Raw genomic sequence first — 13713 nt, 5'->3', positions numbered from 1 at the left:
CGCCACATGGCCCCATCCACGGTCGGAACGATGACAGATTAAAGCTCGAGCAGGCCGCCATCACCATTTTCGTCGGCGAACGCCAACAGCGTCCCCTTCGCGTTCCAGGCGAGCGCGGCGACTGCGGGCGTGCCGTTGCGGCGGACGAGGATCTCGGCGCCGTCCTCCAGACGGACCATCAGCACGGTGCCGTCGCTGTAGCCGGCGGCGAAGATGTCGTTCCTGGGGTGGCAGGCGACGACCGACACGCGCGCCTGCAGCGGCGCGAGCATCGCTGGCTCCTTGCCCATCGGGCCATCCTTGCTAGCGAACGGCCACAGGATCACCGTGTCGGCGCCCGAGGTCGCCAGCGCCTTGCCGCCCGCGCTCCACGACATCGAGCGGACGCGGCTGGGATAGCCGGTCATGCGCATGTGCCTGTTGTCGGCAAGCCGCCAGCCGTGCAGCGCCGATTCGTGCATCGTGGTGACCAGGAATTTGTTGTCCGGGCTGAAGGTGACGCCGAGATGCGAGCCGGCCCAAGGCAGGAATTCGGCCGACCCCGCCATGTTGGGAAACCACAGCGTCGCGCCGTTGTAATGGGCGATCGCGAGACGCTGGCCCTTCGGCGCAAACGCGAGGCCGCCGACGGTCGAGGGCACCTCGAGCGACTTCTCCTCGCTCTTGCCGCTCTTGAAGAAAGCAGTCTTGCCAGCCGACCAGGCGTAGGCACCGTCCGGATGCAGCGCCACCGCATCGATCCAGCGCCGTTTCGGGTCGGTCGCAAGCAGCGTCACTTCGCCTTTGGCCTCGAGCGACACGACTTTTCCATCGTCGCCGCCCATCACGAGGCGCTTGCCGTCGGAGGCGGCCGAGAGAATGCCGCCGCTGTGCACGGCGATCTTGCTGATCTCACCCTGGCTATCCACGAGCGCGACATTCTCCTCGCCGCCGACGAAGGCGGCGCGGTTGCCAAGGAAATGCACGGAGGTCACGACCATGCCGAGCGCGAGCGGTTTGACGCGCTCGGTGACGGAGACGATCGAGGCGGAATCGGCGGGTGGCGTAAACTCTTTCATCACGAGACGATGCAGCTCTCAAAACCCTGGCGAATGAGGTCTTGCGGCAATTCGCGACCGATGAAGACGAGGCGGCTCTCGCGCGGCTCGCCGTCCTTCCATTTGCGCTGGTGGTTGCCCTCCAGCATCATGTGGACACCCTGAAAGACGTAGCGGTCATCATCGTCGTGGAAAGCAAGGATGCCCTTGGAGCGCAGGATCTTGCCGCCCTCCACCTGCACCAGGTTCTGAAGCCAGGGCATGAACACGTTCGGATCGAGCGGCTTGTCGGTCTTGAGTGACAGCGACTGCATGTCCTCGTCGTGATAGTGCTTCAGGCCGTGGCTGTGATCATGATTGTGATGATGGTCGTGATGGTGATGATCATGGTCGTGGTCATGATCCTCGGCATTCAGGAAGTCCGGCTCGATGTCGAGGATGCGGTCGAGGTCGAAAGCGCCGCGGTCGAGCACGTCCGCCAAAGCCACCGAGCAGCGCTCGGTGCGATGCAGTTTCGCATAGGGATTGATGGCGCGGATGCGGGCCTCGACCTCGGCAAGTTCTCCCTTGGAAACGAGATCGATCTTGTTCAGCACGATGACGTCGGCAAAGGCGATCTGGTTCTTGGCCTCAGGTGCATCCTTGAGGCGGTCGGATAGCCATTTGGCGTCCGCAACCGTGACCACCGCATCGAGGCGCGCGCTCTTCTGCACGTCCTCGTCGACGAAGAAGGTCTGGGCGACGGGGGCCGGATCGGCAAGACCGGTGGTCTCGACGATGATGGCGTCGAACTTGCCCTTGCGCTTCATCAGGCCTTCCATGATGCGCACGAGATCGCCGCGCACGGTGCAGCAGATGCAGCCGTTGTTCATTTCGAACACTTCCTCATCGGCACCGATGATGAGGTCGTTGTCGATGCCGATCTCGCCGAATTCGTTGACGATGACGGCGTATTTCTTGCCGTGGTTTTCCGACAGGATGCGGTTCAACAGCGTGGTCTTGCCCGCACCGAGATAGCCGGTCAGGACGGTCACGGGAATTTTTGGGGCGGTCGCTTCAGACATAACAACTCCGGACTTCGGGCTTTTCGCGCGACGCGAGGCGGGGTGGCCCCTGCCCTAGTGGTCAAGCGCACTGGTCAGGGCCTTTATATTGTGCCTGACCATATCAATGTAAGTGGGTGCAGGCCCCTTTTCGCCGGTCAAACCGTCCGAAATCAGGGTCCCGCCGACTTTTGAGCCGGTCTCCGCCGCGATCCGCCGGATCAGCCGGTCGTCGCTGATATTTTCCAGGAACACGGCTGGGATTTTTTGGGCCTTGATCTGGCCGATGATGGTGGCGATGTCCCGCGCGCTGGGCTCGGTTTCCGTGGAGACGCCGAGCGGCGCGATGAACTGGACGCCGTATTCGGCGGCGAAATAGCCGAAAGCGTCATGGGTCGAAATCACCTTGCGACGCTCCTGCGGGATCTTGGCCACGGCTGCGCGGACCTCGCGGTCGAGCGTTTCGAGCTTTTCCAAATAGGCCTTGGCCCGGGCGCGGAAGAACTCCGCATCGTCAGGGTCGACCGCGGCCAGCGCATTGGCGATGTCGGTGACGTAGATTTTGGCGTTGGGGACCGACTGCCAGCCATGCGGATCTGCGGCCGAGCCGAGCTTGAGCGGCGCGATGCCGGCGCTCACGATAACCACCTGCGCCTTGCTGCCCGAGGACTGCACGAGCCGTGGCAGCCAGCCCTCGAGACCAAGCCCGTTGACGATGACCAGCTTTGCGTCCGCGATCCGCTTCGCATCGCTTGGCGCGGGCGCGTAGACATGGACGTCGCTGTCGGCCCCGACCAACGTCGTCAGATTGATCCGGTCGCCGCCGACATTACGGACGAAGTCGGCCAGGATCGAGAAGCTCGCGACGACTTTCAGTTGCTCAGCGGCGTGCAGCGGCGAGGCGATCAGCATAAGCACACAAAGCAGGATGCGCCGCATCGCTATCACGCTTCCAAATGCCGGCCGGGAAACAGCTGCCTAACGACGCCGCCGACCCGGCCGAACAGGACGGAGACGGTGTAGAGCGCGCTTGCCACCAGAATGATCGCAGGACCCGACGGCACACGGGTCTGGAACGACAGCACGAGACCTGCATAGCCGGACACGGCGGCAGCGACGACCGCGATGCAGATCATGACGGTGAGATCGCGCGACCAGAACCGCGCGATGCCGGCCGGCAGGATCATCAGGCCGACCGCGAGCAGCGTGCCGAGCGCCTGAAAGCCGTTGACGAGGTTGATCACGACCAGCGCGAGGAAAGCGAGATGCGCAGGCCCGCCGGCCCGGCTGACGGTGCGCAAAAACAGCGGATCGACGCTTTCGATCACCAGCGGACGGTAGATCACGGCGAGCACCAGCAGCGTGACCGTGGCGTTGAATGCGACGACCAGCAGCGTCTGGTCGTCCATCGCGAGAATATTGCCGAACAGCACGTGCAGCAGGTCGATATTGGTGCCCTTGATCGAGACGATGGTGACGCCGAGCGCCAGCGAGGCCAGATAGAAGGTCGCGAGCGAGGCATCCTCCTTCAACCCGGTCGAGCGCGCGACGAGGCCTGCGAGGATTGCGACGGCAAAACCTGCGATCAGGCCTCCGGCCGTCATCGCGAACAGATTGAGGCCGGAGAGCAGGAAACCGACAGCGGCGCCGGGGAGGATTGCATGTGCCATGGCGTCGCCGACCAGGCTCATCCGCCGCAACATCAGGAACACGCCGATCGGCGCACCCGCGAGCGACAGCGCGATAACGGCCGCGAGCGCACGTCGCATGAACTCGAATTCGGTGAACGGGCCGATCAACGCGTCATAGAGCATCGGATATCAAGCCGCCCGTGAGCGGGCATCATCGGCCGAGCAGGTGGCGGCGCTGTCGTCGAAGGCTTCGCACATCCGCATTGCGACCAGCAGGTTTTCCGGCGTCAGCACCTCCGCCGTCGGCCCCCACACCACGGGACCGCGCGCCAGCACCAGCGTCTCGCTGAAATGGGTGCGCACCATCTCCATGTCGTGCAGTGCGGCGAGCACTGTGCGGCCCTCGCCATGCCAGTGCTTCACCAGCGTCAGCAGATCAGCCGTGGTCTTGCTGTCGATGGCGTTGAAGGGCTCGTCCAGCACGATCAGCCGCGCGTCCTGGAGCAGTACGCGCGCGAACAGCACGCGCTGCATCTGGCCGCCCGAGAGCGTGCCGATTGGGCGGTTTTCGAAACCGTTGAGGCCAACGGAAGCGATCGCGCGGAGGATCTTTTCGCGCGCCGCCTTGCCGATGCCGCCGAACAGGCCGGTCCCACGCCACAGCCCGGTGGCGACGAAGTCCAGCACCGAGATCGGGAAGCTGCGGTCGATCTCCGCACTCTGCGGCAGATAGGCGATATCGCGGCTGTCGAGCCCGCCGAGATGGATGCTGCCGTCGAGCGGCCTGAGGATGCCGACGATGCCCCGCAGCAGCGTCGACTTGCCGGCGCCGTTCGGGCCGATCACGGCCAGCAGCGCGCCCGGCGCGACCTCCCCATTGAGGTGGTGCACGGCCGGATGGCGGTCATAGCCGAGCGTAACGTTGTGGAAATGCAGCGCCGCCATGGTCACCTCATCGCCAGGAAGACCACGCCCCAAAGCACGGCGCAGACCGCGAGCGCGGCCGCGAGACGGGCGGCCATCGTCATGCGCAGGATCGACCAGTGCGCCGCCTGAGCCGGATGCGGAGAGGCCGCACCGTGGACATGTGCGTGGGTGTGATCGTGTCCATGCGAATGCCCGTCGTCATGGGAATGGCTATGAGCATGATCGCTATGATGGGCTTGGGACGCGGCGGGAACCATTCCTGGATGTTATATTATAACATTACAGCTGTCCATGCCGGGCTCAGGGTTTGCCGATCAGCATGGCGATGGCGGCGGCGACGAACGGGAACGGCACCGAAACCGCGCAGCGGAACCAGACGAAACGGGCCGGCATGAACGGAATTTCCCACAAAATCACCCGTTGGAAGGCAAATAGCGCCCAAGCGACGACATAGGCGACCACCTGCGGCACCCCACCACCCGATTTCAGGGCCACCGTCCCGATCGAGAACCCGATCACCGGGCCACCGGGCGTCGCGGCCCCGGCGACCACGGCAGTCGCGACCCCGAGCCAGCCGCTGTCCGGGCCGAGCCAGCCGCTGATCACCTCCTGTGGGATGATAGCGGCGATGTAGCCGGAGCCGATCACCCCCAGCGCGATCCGCGGCACGATGTTGATGAAGTCCATCGAGCCTTCGCGCAGCGAGGCCTTGAACACTGGTGGGCCGCGGCGAAAGGCGATCAGGCCGACGCCGAACACCGAACCCCACAACAGGATGTCGATCAGGAGCGCGGCGCTCATGTCTCGTCGTCCTTCATGGCCGGCTTCGGATAAAGCCGGACATAGACGAAGCGGCCGAGCGCGCCTGCGAGCACCGGCAACGGCAGCGAGATGACGATGCGCCACAGCGTGAAGTCGGTGCCCATAATCGGGATTTCCCAGGCGACCGCCCGGCCATAGCCGATCAAGGTCCAACTCACGACCATGGCGATGGTGGCACCGAAATCGGCGCCGACCGCCAGCAGCGCACTCGCCACGGGATAGGCGGTGAAGGGACCGCCGGGCAGGATCGCGCCGAAGGCGGTGCCGATCAGAAGGCCTTTCAGGCCCGATTTCGGCCCGAGCGCGCGCGAGACTTTTTCGTGCGGCAGGATCTCGGAGATGAACGCACCGAGCAGGCAGCCGGCCAGCACGCGGGGCAGGATGCCGCCGAACAGCGAGAGATCGTGGGTCAGTATCTCGAGAACACCGTCGGTGCCATCACGCCGCCAGACCAGACCTGCGCTCACCGCCACAAGGGCTGCGATGATGATGGTCGACCAGCCGATCGGCTTGCGCACGCGACCCGGCCGCGGCTCGGATTCCGCGTCCTCGGCGGATGCCGGGTCTTTCGAGGAAGGATCTGACAACGGGCGCGTTCGGCTCGAGGGCGATGCCCGTCCTGCTTAAGGGCGCCGCAGATGCGATGCAAACAGTACGATGACGGGAGCGATGCGCACCTCGCGCAGGGCCATGCGAGGCGAAGTGCGAATTCCGCACAACAAAAAGGCGGCCGCGCCTCGACCGCCTTTCAATTCCGTCATTCCGGAGCGGCAAAGCCGGCCCCGGAATGCGTGAAGCCCAGGCCTCGTCGAACTCAGGCCTTGTCGAACAGCGACTCGACGTATTCCCAGTTCACGAGGTTCTCGACAAACGCCTTCAGATAGTCGGGACGGCGGTTGCGGTAGTCGATGTAGTAGGAGTGCTCCCAGACGTCGCAGCCGAGGATCGGGGTGGCGCCGTGCACCAGCGGATTCTCGCCGTTCGGGGTCTTGGAAATCTCGAGCTTGCCGTTCTTGACCTGGAGCCAGCACCAGCCGGAGCCGAACTGGCCGACGCCGGCCGCCTGGAAGTCCGTCTTGAACTTCTCGAAGCCGCCGAGGTCCTCGTTGATCTTCTTCTCGATCTTGCCCGGCAGCTTGGTGCCGCCGCCATTGGGCTTCATCCAGCTCCAGAAATGGATGTGGTTGTAGTGCTGGCCGGCATTGTTGAACACCGCGGGGTTCTTGCCGAACGAGCCCTTGACGATCTCCTCAAGGGACTTGCCTTCCCATTCGGTGCCCTTGAGCGCGTTGTTGCCGTTGGTGACATAGGCCTGATGATGCTTGTCGTGGTGGAATTCGAGCGTTTCCTTCGACATGAATTGTCCGAGGGCGTCATAGGCGTAGGGGAGTGGGGGCAGCGTAAAGGTCATGGGTGTTGTCCGCGACTGATGGGGGAACGAGACTTAACGGTCACCCCTTATAGAAGGTTCCGCGGCTGTTAAATACCGTGAATTTTCCAAAAGGCATGGTGCGGCGGCTTGGCCGGATTGCATAAAATCGTCGCAAGGATGTAGGGCGTTTCAACCAGGCCATAAAATATCATTGCCTTTGAGGTGCTTATGGCAGAACGAAACGCACCGACGGCGCGGAGATGCGAAGGTGAGAGCGATGAGCATCGAGATCGACATTTTGAACGGCGACGCCTCCTGGCGGATGGCGGAGCCACTGCACCAGGCGGTCTTCGGACCTGATATCGTCGCGAAGCAGCCCTGGGCTCACGTCAAATGGGCCAATGCCGACCTGCGCGTCCTCATCGAGACGCCCGAGGATGGTCTCGTCTGCCACGTCGGCATCTACTTCCGCACCGTCACTTGGAATGGGCAGAAGGTTCACATCGGCGGCATCGGCGGCGTCTGCACGCGGGAGGATCGGCGCGGCCGCGGCTATGCGACCATGGCGATCGATGCCGCGGTGCATACCATGCGCGCCAACGAGGCGGTCCGCTTCGCGCTGCTGTTCTGCGAGCCGCACAATGTCGCGTTCTACGAAGCCCGCAGCTGGCTCCCCTTCAAGGGCGAGGTCTATTGCGAGCAGCCGGAGGGGCGGATCCGCTTCACTCACATGGCGCCCTATGTCTGCAACATCGTCAGCGCGCCGACACTCGGCACTATCGACCTCTGCGGCCTGCCCTGGTGAGCCCTGCGTGAGGCGCGGCTGGTGCCGGGGCTGCCCGCCATATAATATGTCGATCATCATCCAATATTCCGCGCGGTGACACATGACGATCGACGCCTCGATAGACGCCGTGCCGCTGCCTGCCCCGGTCGCCTCCCCCATCGCCGGCTTGCTGACGGCCCCGATCCTGCCGACGCTGCTGCGGCTCGCGATCCCCAACATGATCGCGATGGTGGGCAGCACGCTGGTCGCGGTCGCCGAGACCTCCTATATCGGCCGGCTCGGCACCATTCCGCTCGCCGCGATCGCGCTGGTGTTCCCATTCGCCATGCTGACGCAGATGATGAGCGCAGGCGCGATGGGCGGCGGCGTCTCGTCTGCGATCAGCCGCGCGCTCGGCGCAGGCGACCGGAACCGTGCGGCGACGCTGGCGCTGCATGCCGCCATCATCGGCCTCTGCGGCGGGCTTTTCTTCACGGTGACGATGCTCGTCTTCGGCCGCTCGTTCTTCGCGCTGCTGGGCGGGCGCGAGCGTGTGCTCGAGGAAGCCAGCGGCTATTCGCAAATGCTGTTCTCCGGCGCGGTCGCGATCTGGCTCGTCAACACGTTGGCGTCGGTGATCCGCGGCACCGGCGACATGCGTCTGCCCTCGATGGCGCTGATCGGGACGAGCGTGCTCCAGATCGCGCTCGGCGGCACGCTGGGGCTCGGCCTGTTCGGCGTGCCGCAATTCGGCATGCCCGGAGTGGCCGCCGGTCAGTTGATCGCATTCACCTGCGCTGCGATCTTCTTCCTCTGGTACCTCTGGTCCGGCCGCAGCCGGCTGCCGCTGGATTTCGGCGCCTTCCATTTCGATCGCGCGTTGTTCTTCGACATCCTCAAGGTCGGCGCGGTCGCCTGCCTGTCGCCGCTCCAGACCGTGCTCACCATTTTGATCTTCACCAAGATCCTGGCGACCTTCGGCACCGAGATGCTCGCCGGTTACGGCATCGGCTCGCGACTGGAATTCTTGCTGATCCCGATCACCTTCGCCTTCGGCATCGCATCGGTGCCGATGGTCGGCATGGCGATGGGCGCCGGACAGGTGAAGCGCGCGCGGCGCGTGGCCTGGACCGCGGCCGGGGCCTCGGGACTTACCGTCGGCCTGATCGGCCTCATCATCGCGCTCGATCCATCCCTGTGGGTTTCGCTCTTCACCAGGGATCCCGGCGTTGCCGCCGCCGCGCACAGCTACTTCCACTGGGCAGGCCCAACCTTCGTGTTCTTCGGCGTGGGCGTGTCGCTGTATTTCTCCTCGCAAGGCGCGGCGCGGGTCGGCGGTGCCGTGCTCGCCTCCACCGCACGGCTTCTGATCGTCGCGATCGGCGGCGGCGGCCTCATGATGGTGCAGGCTCCGGCCTGGACCCTGTTCGCGCTGGTCGGCGGCGCCATGGCGGTATTCGGGCTGTCGACCGCGGCCTCGGTCGCCTTCGTGCGCTGGGTCAAATAAGCGCAGGTCATTGCACGCAGGCAAATAAACGCGGGAATGTGATTCCATCCGGATTCGCTGCGGGTCGAAGGCTGCGTCGGCGCGCTCTGCGGCGGCGAAACCTGGACGCGGGCGGGGCGCTAGCGCTTCACGCCGTCATCGCCTTCAGCGCCGTCGCCGCCGAGGCGTAGCCGCCCCGCGCGCCGTCGATAAAATGGACGTGATCGCTGCGCAACGCCGACGGGGTGAAGCAGGTCATCATCGCAGCGTCCTGCTGATAGAGGCCGTAACGCACGATGCCGTCGCGCGCGGCAATCGCGAGGCGATCGCTGAGGGCGCGTTCGAGCTCCGGCGTACAGTCGAGGATCATGCGCAGGCCGTCGTCATATTTTCGGAAGTCGGAGTTCTCCACGACCTGCCGTGTATAGAGCTTCGGCACGAAGCCGCCGACCTTGAGATCGAAGCGCATGATCAGATAGACGAAAAGGGTGTAGGCCAGCACGCTGGCGCGGCGTGCGAGCAACGGACCTCCGCGCTTGGTGCGCGCCTCATATTCCAGCCCTTGCGGCGGCCATGTCAGCGGCGGCCCTTGTGGCGGCACGGGACGACCGGCATCCGGGCTGCGCTCGACGAGATCGATGATGTCCTCGATCACGTTGCGGAATGCCGAGGGATCGGCGCCTTGGGCCGGCATGACCAGCACGGACAGGATCAGGCCGCGCGCAGCCGGAATCACCTCGAAGCGGCAGGACAGGCCGGAGAGATCGGGCTGCGTCCCCGCGGGCGCTTCGGTGATCGCAAACTCGCCGCGCTTCATCGCTGCGTCCGCCCAGGCGAGCCCGCCGCCAGAAAACATCGCATAGGACAAATTGGCCGACGGTCCGAAGCGCGCGACGCGCACGTCTAGGCCATGCGCGCGAATGGCGCTCACCGGCACCAGCGCGACGCGCATCCGCAAGTCGAGATCTTCCCGCACCCAGGTCGCGGTCGCAGCCAAAGCCTCGCGGGCCAGTTCGAGATCATTAGGCGCGACCGCAAAACTCGCGCCGTCGCCGCCGAACACGAAGGGAAATTCGCGTCCCTCCAATGCATTCGTCACGGCTGCGATCACGGCGGCACCGGCCATGTTCACCGCCTTGTAGCGCTGCGCCGCGATGGCCTTGGTCGAATCCACGATGTCGGCAACGCCGACGCTCCAGTCGTCGGGCAGCGGCGAATACAAAGCGGGGTCCATCAGACTGGTGAAGCCGCGAAAGACCGGAATGCCGCTATAGAACGCTGATGTCATCGGATGATGCCGGATGGTTGGGACGCACGTCCAAAGGGACATACGTAGAAGAATCGATTCGGTTCGCCAGGCGCGCGCCCTTGCAACCATTGGCCGAAATGGACCCGGACAACAAGATGAGGGCGCACTGCAATGCCACAGAAGGTCATTAAACGGTTGACCGTAAATGGCGTCTAGTCTCGATGATCTGACATGGTTGCGCGGGAACATCGACGTGTCCGACTTCGACAGGAAGGACTCCATCGCTCCGGCAAGCCGGCGCACTGGGCGTGATCCGATCAGCGCGGTGAAGACGCCGGAAAGCCTGACCGCGGCCGTGGATAGCTGGGCCGAAACCCATCACCTGTAGCGCTCGGAAGCCATCGGTAAGCTGGTCGAGCTCGGCCTGAAGGTCGCGCCCCCGGCACTCCCGCCAGGGCACCCGCTCGCTTCGGATGCCACCAGGATCGAAGAGCTTGCGGTGCGTGAACTCGAGGGACTGCTCGATCCTGCGCTGTCTGAAGACGAACGCGAGCGCCGGATCCGCCGCCTGACCGAGGGCCCGCCGGAGTTCTCACACGAACGGATTGACCTGCCGAAGCATCGGACCTGAATGTCTAGTGCAGCTTCTCGCCCACGCGCTTGCGTAGCGCGGAGGCGGGAACGTCATGGCAGCCGACAAGACGCACGAATTTCTGCGGATACATTTCGTAACCGTGGTCACCGGAATTTTGGTGAGACATCGGCTCGCAGTGAACGGGCTCGCAGTGAACGTCGCTTTGCTCTGCGCAAGATGGCTTTACCGACGCCTTGTCCGGGCTCGAAGCGGTCATGGACTGCTCCCTATCGATTAGGGCAGATCGATTGACGTAACCCAATCGATTGCGCGGGATCTTACGACCAAATCCGGACGATGTCATTGCGCCGGATCAATGCAATTGTGGCGATGAGTTCCACCTACGCCGTGTTGCCCGCGTCGACCGTAAACACGGTACCCGTCACATTGCGACCGCCCTCTCCCAGCAAATACTCCACCATCCGCGCGACGTCGTCGGTCTCCGGCAGGCGGCGCAGCGCGCTGCGGCCGGCGATGCGCTTGCGGCTGTCGTCAGACAGGTTGTGCGTCAGCTCGGTGTCGATGAAACCGGGCGCGATCGCGTTCACGGTGATGCCGAGCTTGCCGACCTCGCGCGCGAGCGAACGGGTGAAGCCGGTGGCGGCGGCCTTGGTCGCACCGTAAACCGAGAGGCCATTATAGCCGGTCGTCGCGATAATCGAGGAGATGTTGATGATGCGGCCGGCGCCGTCGGCCATCATCTGGCGCGCGACATATTTGGTGAGAATGATCGGCGACAGCACGTTGAGCTGCACCAGCGCCTCGATCTCGGAATTGTGCATGGTCGCGAGCAAGCCTTCGGTGCCGAGGCCGGCATTGTTGACGAGGCCGTAGATCGGGCCGAATTCATCGCGCACGAGTTTTGCGTAGGCGGGGATCGCGTCGATCACGGCGAGGTCGCAAGCGCGAAAATGCAGGCGCCCCTCCGACCCGGCAATCGCCGCCTTGAGCTCGTCGCTCTCGCGCCGCGCCGCCGCGATCACGTTGTAGCCGCCATTAACAAGCCGCTGGCCGATCGCAAGGCCGATACCGCGGCTACCGCCGGTGACGAGAACATTATGCATCGGTGCGCGCCAGTTTGCCGGCCGGGGTGACGTCGAGCGCCTCGACGAAGCGGATCACCGCCGGCACCTTGTGGGAGGCGAGCTGAGCGCGGCACTGATCCAGAATCTGGTCGCGGATCTCTTTCGCGCGCGCCGGATCGGTGCCGTCGGCGAGGATCACGTCGGCGACGACGATGCCGCCGGTGATCGGGCTCTTGCGTGACTTCGCCCGCGACATCCGCACATCGAGATGACGGTTGATCACCGCCTCGATCTCTTCGGGGTGAACCTTCAGCCCACCGATATTGATGATGCCGCCGCGGCGGCCAACGAAATAGTAGCGGTCGCCGCGCAATTCGACGATATCGCCGCTATCGACATACCCGTCTGCATCGGTGAGCGCAGCCGCGTCGCGGCCGATATAGGCGTGCGCCGTGCGCGTCGAACGGATACGTAGCGAGCCGTCGACGACCTTCATTTCGACGCCGTTGCGGTTGCCGAGGTAGTCCGCCGGAAAGCCTTCCAGCCCGTCATTGACGGCAAAGCCGACGCCGGCCTCGGTTGACGCATAGGCATGGCCGACGGAGGAATTCGGGAACGCCGCTTTCAGGCCGTCCAGCACCGCCTGGTCGGCGATCTCGCCGGAGAGGCGGACATAGCGCGGCGCGAACTGCGCGGCCGAGCCGCTCATCAACAGCTTGCGCCAGTGCGAGGGCGTGCCGGAGATGTGGGAGACGCCCCGCGCGTTCAGCCGCGTGACGTGATCGGCGAGCGCCTCATGCGGATCGGACAGCACCATCGAGCCGCCCGAGAGGACGGCGCGGAGGAATATCTGCAGGCCGCCATAGCGGCGGATGTCGTAGAACGTCGCCCATACCGGCGCGGGTCCGCGCGCCGGGCCTTCGGCGACGATGGCGCCGGTGAGTGCTTCCAGCGTATGGCCGACGATTTTCGGCACGCCCGACGTGCCCGAGGTGAGCATCAGCCATTCCGTGGCGCGTTCGGTCCTGGCCGGCGCTGTGGCTTGAAGCGGCAGTTGTGCGGTGACGACCAGCGGCACGCCAGTCTCGGCCCAGCGATCGGGCTCGTCGGTGACAACGGCATCGATCCCGGCATTCGCCATCAGCGCGTCGAGATGCGCCGGGTTGAGATCCGGCGGGCACAGCAGCATGCGGCGGGCAATACCGTCGAGCTCGATCATGGCAAGACCCGATCGGAGCTGGTCGGACGATTTCAGCAGCACCGCGCGGCCGGACAGCTCGCCCAGGCGGCCACCCAGGACCGTCTGCGACAGGATATCCGTCAACGACACGACATCGTGCGCGTCCGACAGCGTGCGGCCGGTCAGCTCCGCGCCGAGATGGTCGCGGAGCGCAAAGATCTCACGCGGGGACATTTTCGTAGGCCCGCACGAAATCGCCCACGGTGGCGGGGAACGCTGCGTCCTCGGAAATGGTGAAAGGGTCGACGCCGGTCTCGTCCTCGAGGCGCGCCACCAGGATGGCGAAGGCGAGCGAGTCGAAGCCCGTCTCGTGCAGGGACAGCTCGTCCGAGAGTGCGGGAAGCGCGACGTGCTGCTCTTTGGCGATCTGCTGGATCGCTTCAATGACCTTAGACCGTACCGACATGGCTGGCTCGCTTCTGTTGTCGTTCGTGTTGCGGCGGTTCTTGATGACCGCCTCCCTTGCCCGTTTGTTTACCCG

16 protein-coding genes and 2 pseudogenes are annotated in these 13713 nt (G+C 64.7%); 4 read left to right on the top strand and 14 right to left on the bottom strand.

The features are described from left to right. Positions 1 to 38 precede the first annotated feature (38 nt). The 9 genes from IVA93_RS04150 to IVA93_RS04110 all read right to left on the bottom strand — a co-directional run bounded on the left by IVA93_RS04150 (position 39) and on the right by IVA93_RS04110 (position 6871). Positions 39 to 1058 (bottom strand): WD40 repeat domain-containing protein, encoded by a 1020-nt coding sequence (locus tag IVA93_RS04150; protein WP_018453316.1) that lies wholly within the window; start codon positions 1056 to 1058, stop codon positions 39 to 41. After that, complete coding sequence (locus tag IVA93_RS04145; protein ID WP_026232508.1) at positions 1058 to 2101, bottom strand: CobW family GTP-binding protein; 1044 nt, start codon at positions 2099 to 2101, stop codon at positions 1058 to 1060. The genes IVA93_RS04150 and IVA93_RS04145 overlap by 1 nt, the downstream gene beginning before the upstream one ends. 54 nt (positions 2102 to 2155) lie before the next feature. Further along, positions 2156 to 3019: a metal ABC transporter substrate-binding protein gene (locus tag IVA93_RS04140; RefSeq protein WP_018453314.1), complete on the bottom strand. Its 864-nt coding sequence runs from the start codon at positions 3017 to 3019 to the stop codon at positions 2156 to 2158. Positions 3020 to 3024: 5 nt separating this feature from the next. After that, entirely contained in the window at positions 3025 to 3894 is an 870-nt protein-coding gene (locus tag IVA93_RS04135) for a metal ABC transporter permease (RefSeq protein WP_007597190.1), read from the bottom strand. Positions 3895 to 3900: 6 nt separating this feature from the next. Continuing rightward, the gene (locus IVA93_RS04130) at positions 3901 to 4656 is read right to left on the bottom strand and encodes a metal ABC transporter ATP-binding protein (protein WP_018453313.1); all 756 of its coding nucleotides are present in this window, start codon (positions 4654 to 4656) and stop codon (positions 3901 to 3903) included. Between the two features lie 2 nt (positions 4657 to 4658). Beyond that, positions 4659 to 4895, bottom strand: a complete 237-nt coding sequence (locus IVA93_RS04125) for a hypothetical protein (RefSeq protein ID WP_039798633.1) — start codon at positions 4893 to 4895, stop codon at positions 4659 to 4661. Positions 4896 to 4938: 43 nt separating this feature from the next. Further along, positions 4939 to 5439, bottom strand: coding sequence for a hypothetical protein (locus IVA93_RS04120; RefSeq protein WP_018453311.1), 501 nt, complete (start codon positions 5437 to 5439; stop codon positions 4939 to 4941). Beyond that, positions 5436 to 6047, bottom strand: coding sequence for a permease (locus IVA93_RS04115; protein ID WP_018453310.1), 612 nt, complete (start codon positions 6045 to 6047; stop codon positions 5436 to 5438). Before IVA93_RS04115 ends, IVA93_RS04120 begins: the two co-directional genes overlap by 4 nt. A gap of 227 nt (positions 6048 to 6274) precedes the next feature. Further along, positions 6275 to 6871, bottom strand: coding sequence for a superoxide dismutase (locus IVA93_RS04110; protein ID WP_007597204.1), 597 nt, complete (start codon positions 6869 to 6871; stop codon positions 6275 to 6277). A 238-nt stretch (positions 6872 to 7109) separates the two neighbouring features. Here IVA93_RS04110 and IVA93_RS04105 point away from each other — a divergent pair, with 238 nt between their 5' ends. The 3 genes and pseudogenes from IVA93_RS04105 to IVA93_RS04095 form a co-directional block, all read left to right on the top strand. Then, a complete protein-coding gene (locus IVA93_RS04105) occupies positions 7110 to 7637 on the top strand; it encodes a GNAT family N-acetyltransferase (RefSeq protein WP_018453309.1) in 528 nt (175 codons plus the stop codon). Positions 7638 to 7719: 82 nt separating this feature from the next. Further along, a complete protein-coding gene (locus IVA93_RS04100; protein WP_018453308.1) occupies positions 7720 to 9105 on the top strand; it encodes an MATE family efflux transporter in 1386 nt (461 codons plus the stop codon). 51 nt (positions 9106 to 9156) lie between these two features. Next, positions 9157 to 9228, top strand: a pseudogene (locus IVA93_RS04095) (DUF2147 domain-containing protein); the annotation flags it as partial. Positions 9229 to 9232: 4 nt separating this feature from the next. On the opposite strand, the gene IVA93_RS04090 reads toward IVA93_RS04095, so the two are convergent. Then, entirely contained in the window at positions 9233 to 10372 is a 1140-nt protein-coding gene (locus IVA93_RS04090; RefSeq protein WP_247541497.1) for a DUF3095 domain-containing protein, read from the bottom strand. A gap of 166 nt (positions 10373 to 10538) precedes the next feature. Here IVA93_RS04090 and IVA93_RS04085 point away from each other — a divergent pair. After that, positions 10539 to 10964: pseudogene (locus IVA93_RS04085) on the top strand (hypothetical protein). 4 nt (positions 10965 to 10968) lie between these two features. Here IVA93_RS04085 and IVA93_RS04080 read toward each other — a convergent pair. The 4 genes from IVA93_RS04080 to IVA93_RS04065 form a co-directional block, all read right to left on the bottom strand. Beyond that, complete coding sequence (locus IVA93_RS04080) at positions 10969 to 11184, bottom strand: hypothetical protein (protein WP_026232507.1); 216 nt, start codon at positions 11182 to 11184, stop codon at positions 10969 to 10971. A gap of 124 nt (positions 11185 to 11308) precedes the next feature. Next, the gene (locus tag IVA93_RS04075) at positions 11309 to 12031 is read right to left on the bottom strand and encodes an SDR family NAD(P)-dependent oxidoreductase (protein WP_247299310.1); all 723 of its coding nucleotides are present in this window, start codon (positions 12029 to 12031) and stop codon (positions 11309 to 11311) included. Next, positions 12024 to 13406 (bottom strand): class I adenylate-forming enzyme family protein, encoded by a 1383-nt coding sequence (locus IVA93_RS04070; protein ID WP_247789704.1) that lies wholly within the window; start codon positions 13404 to 13406, stop codon positions 12024 to 12026. The genes IVA93_RS04075 and IVA93_RS04070 overlap by 8 nt, the downstream gene beginning before the upstream one ends. Continuing rightward, complete coding sequence (locus IVA93_RS04065) at positions 13393 to 13638, bottom strand: acyl carrier protein (RefSeq protein ID WP_018453301.1); 246 nt, start codon at positions 13636 to 13638, stop codon at positions 13393 to 13395. The genes IVA93_RS04070 and IVA93_RS04065 overlap by 14 nt, the downstream gene beginning before the upstream one ends. Positions 13639 to 13713: the final 75 nt, after the last annotated feature.

Origin of the sequence: Bradyrhizobium sp. 155, from assembly GCF_023101105.1 — a bacterium.
Classification (GTDB): Bacteria; Pseudomonadota; Alphaproteobacteria; order Rhizobiales; family Xanthobacteraceae; genus Bradyrhizobium; species Bradyrhizobium canariense_D.
Note: the sequence above shows the minus strand (reverse complement) of the source record. Positions and strands in the feature narration are given on the sequence as shown.

What these genes read in the sequence shown, in the direction of transcription:
- IVA93_RS04130 (WP_018453313.1), bottom strand. Translation starts at nt 4,656, where the DNA reads ATGGCGGCGCTGCATTTCCACAACGTTACGCTCGGCTATGACCGCCAT.
- IVA93_RS04120 (WP_018453311.1), bottom strand. Translation starts at nt 5,439, where the DNA reads ATGAGCGCCGCGCTCCTGATCGACATCCTGTTGTGGGGTTCGGTGTTC.
- IVA93_RS04105 (WP_018453309.1), top strand. Translation starts at nt 7,110, where the DNA reads ATGAGCATCGAGATCGACATTTTGAACGGCGACGCCTCCTGGCGGATG.
- IVA93_RS04110 (WP_007597204.1), bottom strand. Translation starts at nt 6,871, where the DNA reads ATGACCTTTACGCTGCCCCCACTCCCCTACGCCTATGACGCCCTCGGA.
- IVA93_RS04065 (WP_018453301.1), bottom strand. Translation starts at nt 13,638, where the DNA reads ATGTCGGTACGGTCTAAGGTCATTGAAGCGATCCAGCAGATCGCCAAA.
- IVA93_RS04145 (WP_026232508.1), bottom strand. Translation starts at nt 2,101, where the DNA reads ATGTCTGAAGCGACCGCCCCAAAAATTCCCGTGACCGTCCTGACCGGC.
- IVA93_RS04080 (WP_026232507.1), bottom strand. Translation starts at nt 11,184, where the DNA reads ATGACCGCTTCGAGCCCGGACAAGGCGTCGGTAAAGCCATCTTGCGCA.
- IVA93_RS04075 (WP_247299310.1), bottom strand. Translation starts at nt 12,031, where the DNA reads ATGCATAATGTTCTCGTCACCGGCGGTAGCCGCGGTATCGGCCTTGCG.
- IVA93_RS04125 (WP_039798633.1), bottom strand. Translation starts at nt 4,895, where the DNA reads ATGGTTCCCGCCGCGTCCCAAGCCCATCATAGCGATCATGCTCATAGC.
- IVA93_RS04135 (WP_007597190.1), bottom strand. Translation starts at nt 3,894, where the DNA reads ATGCTCTATGACGCGTTGATCGGCCCGTTCACCGAATTCGAGTTCATG.
- IVA93_RS04070 (WP_247789704.1), bottom strand. Translation starts at nt 13,406, where the DNA reads ATGTCCCCGCGTGAGATCTTTGCGCTCCGCGACCATCTCGGCGCGGAG.
- IVA93_RS04100 (WP_018453308.1), top strand. Translation starts at nt 7,720, where the DNA reads ATGACGATCGACGCCTCGATAGACGCCGTGCCGCTGCCTGCCCCGGTC.
- IVA93_RS04090 (WP_247541497.1), bottom strand. Translation starts at nt 10,372, where the DNA reads ATGACATCAGCGTTCTATAGCGGCATTCCGGTCTTTCGCGGCTTCACC.
- IVA93_RS04140 (WP_018453314.1), bottom strand. Translation starts at nt 3,019, where the DNA reads ATGCGGCGCATCCTGCTTTGTGTGCTTATGCTGATCGCCTCGCCGCTG.
- IVA93_RS04150 (WP_018453316.1), bottom strand. Translation starts at nt 1,058, where the DNA reads ATGAAAGAGTTTACGCCACCCGCCGATTCCGCCTCGATCGTCTCCGTC.